We start from the raw sequence: 6,141 nt of genomic DNA on the forward strand, positions 1-6,141 counted from the left end.
GAAAAATAACCACTCCCATCCAAACTGACCAGATAATGCCCCAGAAACTTCAACTCCTCCAATATCCCATTATTCTGCTTCACTACCTGGTATACATCCTTAAATATCGGCTTTATCGCCTCTGCTGATACCGGGTCCACAATGGTCCGCATTTGCGTGTCGCTCGGTACCTTTTCCAGCCCATAGATTTTCCTTAAATCCTCGTCTGTGCTTCGTCTATCGTCAAATTCAAGCAGGGAGCTATCCTTTAACGAGAACATCCCAAAGCCCGACATCAAGGCATCACTCAGACTGATACTCGCATTGCCTGCTCTGTGGTCTGCTATTGGCTCAAATCCACTTCGTACCGTCTTCAATAAACTCTTCGTTGTTATCGGTTGAACCATTCTATTGATCCCTTTTTGCCTTGATTTTACCCTCATCCTGGTTCCTGGCCTAAATCTTCTCTTCTCTAGTTTTCCAAACCGGGAATTGCTGACGTCGAATCACTGCGTGAGTTTACGGTAGGTTGACTTCACATATTGGCTATATGTCAGTAATCAGGACATCGTGGCAAGAATAACCTGATAAATAATCAGGACATCGTGTAGAACCTTAACAAACGAATAATCAAGACATCGTGGTATCTAGCCAGAAAGCGAGAAACCAGTCATACTTATCAGCAGTCACTTTGGAGTATGGAGGTATAAGCATGACTGAGCAAGAATGGACAGAAGTTCGCAAGACGGCTATTCACCTAAAACGCAGTGGTATACCCACGTCCGAGGTTGCGAAACAATTACAGCGTTCGGTGTCGTGGGTCAACAAGTGGTGGGGATTATCAACGGGCAGGCTGGGCTGGTTTGTCCAGTCGGTCTCGGGTGCCCCGGCATTATCCGACACAACTTTCGCTGGGAGTTAAACAGGCGATTTGCCAGGCACGGAGTGAGTTGGAGGCGGAAGCGGCTCAGGGCAGCGATTTGCGTTACATTGGGCCAGCGGCAGTGCGAGGACGGCTGAAGAGGAAGCAAGTAAAAGCTCTGCCCAGCGCACGGCCAGCATTACCCGCGTATTACGCACGGCGGGCATGACCCGCCCCAAAGTCTGTGCCGGTGAGGAGGTCGTGCACTATCCTCATTTGCAGCCCAGCCAACCGGGTCAACTTTGCCAGGTGGATATTGTGCCGCATTACTTATCTGGCGGACAAGCCATCGCCTGTTTCAACGCCATCGATGTGGTCTCGCGCTATCCGGCCGGTCAGTCCTTTACGCGGCGTCGAGCACAAGATGCGGCCAAGTTTCTGATTTACGTTTGGCAGATTATTGGCCGCAGCCAATATACCCAGATGGACAATGAAGGGTGTTTCAGTGGCGGTTTTACCCACCCAGGGGTATTAGGCGTCGTCGTCCGGCTCGCTTTGGCCGTGGGGACAGAACTGGTTTTTAGCCCATTTTACCATCCTGAAAGTAATGGCTTTGTCGAACGCTTCCACCAGGATTATAACCAACACGTCTGGGCTAAAACCAATCTGGCCAATCAGGCCGATGTCCAAAACCATGCCGACACCTTCTTCAACGCTTATCGGCATAGCCCCCATCATTCTGCCTTGCAAGGTCAGTGTCCGGCTGAGGTTCATCTGCGCTCAACTCAACCCAAACTCGCGCCTGATTTTCAACTCGCTCCGGACAAATTACCGTTGACCGCAGGACGGGTACACTTTATCCGCCAGGTCGCCCCGAATAAAACCATCTCCGTACTCAATATGACCTGGCCCGTACTGACCGCACAACCCCGACGTTTGGGTCACGCTGGATTTACAGACCAACGAAGCGACCTTGCGTGTCTACGACTACGCTCCAGATGTATCAACTCGACAGTGCTTGGTCGAACATCCTTTCTCCCTCAAGGAGCCTGTCCTACCTCGCCCAGTCGAACCACGTCCCACTACGGTAGCCGATTTGTTGGTCGCCCTTGTGGTGGGCACAGTAACACGCCCTGGCTCAGACCAGAGCTTTCCTTGCCACGATGTTCTGATGATTATTCGTTTGTTAAGGTTCTATCTTTTTGCTACGATGTCTTGATTACTGACAGCTATATGCTGAAGCCTGCGGTAAAATACAACCAAATTCTATGCATAAAAGGTATCATTGAAATGACTTCACAACTCCCCTCCATCGCCGATGTTCCCATTCCCGAGACTATCCCGGAGGATTCTCACTGGTGGTTGTGGTCACAATCGACATGCCGGGTTGATTTTGAGCGCCAAGTTAGCGCTTAAAATTAACCGCCCCACCAGCAAAAAACCGGCCTAACCGACCGGCTTTTTTTATTTCCACAAACCAGGTTTAGCAACCGCCCCTTTTATGGCAAATGACACTCAAAAAGAAGCAAGTTAGCCAAACTCAACTTGATACCGGATTATACATAACACTGTGTACTAGAGGCACAATTCCTTTTTCAATTGTCTATTGGCAAATTTTGTAAATAATCTTGCATCAATGGCCACAATTGTTGATATTTTTGAAAACGCCGGGCATAGCGTTGGTGCATTGACAAATCCGGCTCAAATGTGCGATCCAGCCGCACCATAGCCTCAACCCCCTCTTGATAAGAGGCAAATGCGCCGCTGCCCACCCCGGCAATAATGGCGGCCCCCAGCGCACCTGCCTCGGTATTTTCTGGCCGGATCACGGGCCGGCCCATGATATCGGCCACGGTTTGCACCCACCGATCAGACCGCGCCCCGCCTCCGGTGGCCCGGTATTCTTGAATTTTGATTCCTGTCGGGGGGAGCGAATCAACAATTTCTTTTAGATAGAATGAGGCGCCTTCGATGATGCCTTTCAGAATATCGCCGCGTGTTGTATCCAGTTGCAGCCCCACCATCACACCCCGGCTGTCAGTGATGAACTCAGGGGGGCCTGTAGGAGAGAAGTGGGGGAGTACCATAATGGGGCTGGGACCGGGGGGTATTTCGGTAAAGAGGGTATCGTAAATATTGGCGCCGGACTGCCGGGCATGCCGATATTCAGCGGCTGCAAATGTGTCCCGAAACCATTTTACAAGAATACCGCCCTGGTTGTAAATAAAACTGGCAAACAAGCCGGGTACCGCGTGATGTTCGGTGTTAAGCCCTCGCGCCAGCATAATCTCCGGCTTGCGGCGCTGCCTGAATGCAGGCGTAATGCAAAAAAAAGTGCCCATACCATACACGGCGAGACCGGCTTCGACAACGCCGCAGCCAACAGCATTGGCGCACTGGTCGTGCGCGCCGGACACAAGCACTGCCCTGGCCGAGATACCCAATTCCGCTGCCATATCCTGGGAAATTGAACCAATCACTGCGCCCGACGGGACTGTTGCGGGTAACTTGGTCCGATCCAGTTCGGCCCAGGCCAATAACTCATCAGACCAGGTTTCTTTATCCACATCAAACAGCAGGGTGCGATTGGCCAGCGAAAAATCAACCGCCGGCTGCGCTCCCAGCATAAACAAAACAAAACTGCCCCACAAAAGAAATTGGTCTGTACGTTGATAGAGGTCGGGCTGGCGCGTTTGCAGCCATTTTAGCCGGGTCAGGCTGTAGTTGTTGCCCAATGAATTTCCGTTTAGCGCATAGAGCCGTTCTTCAGGCAGCGTATCGGCCAGATGTTGAAGATAGGCTTCTCCACGTCGATCAAAACTTGGCACAATAGAAGGCCCAAGGATTTGACGATCATATGTAACCGGAACCATCGCCTCGCCCAGTGACGAAACAGAAATCGCGCGAATGGGGTCGGATTTGGCAATTGAGGCCACCCGGCGAATGGTTTGCCGCGTTTTCTGCCACACGCCGGCAGCATCCAGTTCGGCCCATCCCGGCGAGGTGCGCACTATATCATATTCCTCATAGGCCTGGGCCAATAGTTGCCCTTTTTCAGAGTAAGCAACGGCTTTAACCCCGGTTGTACCCACGTCAATCCCTAACAAACTCATGATGGATTCTCCTCAATCAATTCTCCAATAGCCTTTCGTCTCGTGCCGGAAATAGAAAAGTAATCTCGCAGAAGCCACGAAGTTCGCTGGCAGGTGGCTTTTTGCGCCTGCAAGGTGTTGCCGGTTGTTTGTAAAGCTTGCTCATACACCTGACGAATCTCAGTACCGATGTTTACCTTGGCTATTCCATGTTTGATTGCCTCAAGTAAATAAGATCGCTGTACCCCTGAACCACCGTGCAATACCAACGGAATACCTGTGGCTTTATAAATTTTTTGAATGTGTTTGATGTCAAGCCTTGCTTCTATTTTTTTCTGATCTTTCAAAACCCCCGAGATAGCGCCGTGAATATTGCCAACCGCAGCCGATAGCCAATCGCAGCCGGATTCTGCTACAAAACGTCGCGATTCCTCAATATCTGTAAACCCCCGTCCGGAAGCAAATAATTCTTCGTAGGGTGGAGGCGGGCCGGCCTCGTGGCCTAAAACAGCGCCCAACTCGGCTTCGCAGGGTATCCCGGCGGCATGGGCCAATTGAGCAACTTGCCGGGTTGCCTCAATATTCTCCTCCAAACTCAAACGAGAACCATCAATCATGACCGATTGATACTCCAGATCAATGGCTTCTTTAATAATAGACAAGTAATCAACGCGCCGGTTGTCTTCATCAATTACCGGCACATGATCCAGATGCAACCGGGTATAACCAGGTTGCGCCAAACGAGCAAACTCTTTGGCTACATCACCAAGACTCCGCGCCTCAAATTTAATCCATTCCAGCCGCGCCACTTCAATCAGGCCAAACACATCTTCATCTACCAGCGCCTGTATCACCGGTTCCATCATGGGCAAATAAGGTATATTGAAGGCGGGCACAACCAGCCCTGCCCGGCAAGCATTATGCATAATATCTGCGGTGTTCAAACTCATTTTTACGTCTCCTACTGAAGATAAAATTTAATCCGGCTCGAAACCGGCATTGATTCGTAGCCGCCCCAAAGAACGATCGGCGACGTAGGGCACATAACCCCGCGCCCGTGATCGTTTGTACGCATCGGCTATTTGCTCGGGGTGAGAAGTGTAATCAATGGTCAAAACCAATTTCCCGGCCTCAACCCACTGGTCCAGAATCGCCTCGCGGTAGGCCGTCCAATCGGCGGGGCTGGCCTGGTGGTCACGGGGATAACCGTAGTACATGTCTTCTATGCCGATACCGGTGACGGTGTCCAGATAATCGGGAAACATCAAGCCCAAAATTTCCTCGTTCTGAGGGAACACGCCAAAGCCCGGGTGCTTTTTGCGGGCATATTCGGCCAACTCTATCACAAAATCGGCCATTTCGCGGGCGGCGGTATTGCGCCCTTTTTCTTGATAATACTCATAAGCATCAATACGATCCAGGTAGATGCCGTCAAAACCCAAGGCAATGATCTGATCCAGATAACTCTCCGGATGGCCGTAGATGATAGACTGCCATTCCGGGTCCCAATATTTCACCCAGTAATCACCGGCCCAAACCTCGTCCGGCTCATCAAGCCAGGCCGGCGGGTTGTTTACCCATTCCGGCTGCCAGTAATGGCGATACGTTTCGGCCTGACCGATACTTATGTAGGCCAGTATCAATTTCTCATCGCCGGAATTTTGTTTGAGCGTGGAGATGGTTTCCGGCGAGTTACCGGCTATGGCAATGCTGACCACCGCCAGGTCAAATTTGGTTTCAGCGATGTGCTGGGCATTGGCCCGCTGAATCTGGTACAAAAAATCGTTCACGGCCAGCCAGTCAGGCTCAGAAGTCTGAGGACGAGCGCCGCATGCCGACAAGCTAACCAGCAGAAGCACCAGCCCAATAATCTCTCTTGTATACTGATATGCCTTAGATACCATAGTCTTTTTACTTGAGGCCACTCATGGTGAAACCCTGGACAATCCAGCGTTGAACAAAAAAGTAAACAATCAGAATTGGAATGATAACCAACACCGTAGCCGTCATAGTGAGGTTAGTCCGGCTACTATGCGCCGAATTGTACCAGGTTAAAATGATGGGCAGGGTACGGTGTTCTATATCGGTGATTACCACCATCGGCCACAAGTAGGCGTTCCAATTGGCCATAAAGGTTAGCGTACCCAGCGTTGCCAGCGGCGCGCCAAGTTGCGGCAGCACAATCCGCCAGTAAAGCTGCCACTCCGA

The 6,141-nt window shown here is 51.1% G+C and carries 6 protein-coding genes; 1 reads left to right on the top strand and 5 read right to left on the bottom strand.

The window, feature by feature from the left end; genetic code table 11:
• On the bottom strand, window positions 1-422 hold a 422-nt coding region (locus tag JW953_16585), incomplete at its 3' end, for a hypothetical protein (GenBank protein MBN1994317.1).
• Between the two features lie 644 nt (window positions 423-1,066).
• Between JW953_16585 and JW953_16590 the strand changes: the two genes are divergently transcribed.
• Window positions 1,067-2,257 carry a DDE-type integrase/transposase/recombinase gene (locus tag JW953_16590; protein MBN1994318.1) on the top strand — a complete coding sequence of 397 codons (1,191 nt, stop codon included), beginning with the start codon at window positions 1,067-1,069 and terminating at the stop codon, window positions 2,255-2,257.
• 179 nt (window positions 2,258-2,436) lie between these two features.
• Here the strand turns inward: JW953_16590 and JW953_16595 are convergent, their stop codons facing one another.
• From JW953_16595 to JW953_16610, 4 genes are all read right to left on the bottom strand, one after another.
• On the bottom strand, window positions 2,437-3,954 hold the full coding sequence (locus tag JW953_16595) for a hypothetical protein (GenBank protein MBN1994319.1): 1,518 nt from the start codon (window positions 3,952-3,954) through the stop codon (window positions 2,437-2,439).
• Window positions 3,951-4,883, bottom strand: a complete 933-nt coding sequence (locus JW953_16600; protein ID MBN1994320.1) for a class II fructose-bisphosphate aldolase — start codon at window positions 4,881-4,883, stop codon at window positions 3,951-3,953. Before JW953_16600 ends, JW953_16595 begins: the two co-directional genes overlap by 4 nt.
• A gap of 27 nt (window positions 4,884-4,910) precedes the next feature.
• Entirely contained in the window at window positions 4,911-5,837 is a 927-nt protein-coding gene (locus JW953_16605; GenBank protein MBN1994321.1) for an endo alpha-1,4 polygalactosaminidase, read from the bottom strand.
• 7 nt (window positions 5,838-5,844) lie between these two features.
• Window positions 5,845-6,141: carbohydrate ABC transporter permease (locus JW953_16610; protein ID MBN1994322.1), on the bottom strand; the 297-nt coding region annotated here is incomplete at its 5' end.

Source organism: Anaerolineae bacterium (assembly GCA_016931895.1).
Classification (GTDB): domain Bacteria; phylum Chloroflexota; class Anaerolineae; order 4572-78; family J111; genus JAFGNV01.

Bases quoted from the DNA above. Each gene is read 5' to 3' on its own strand.
- JW953_16605 (MBN1994321.1), bottom strand. From the start codon at position 5,837: ATGGTATCTAAGGCATATCAGTATACAAGAGAGATTATTGGGCTGGTG.
- JW953_16600 (MBN1994320.1), bottom strand. From the start codon at position 4,883: ATGAGTTTGAACACCGCAGATATTATGCATAATGCTTGCCGGGCAGGG.
- JW953_16590 (MBN1994318.1), top strand. From the start codon at position 1,067: ATGACCCGCCCCAAAGTCTGTGCCGGTGAGGAGGTCGTGCACTATCCT.
- JW953_16595 (MBN1994319.1), bottom strand. From the start codon at position 3,954: ATGAGTTTGTTAGGGATTGACGTGGGTACAACCGGGGTTAAAGCCGTT.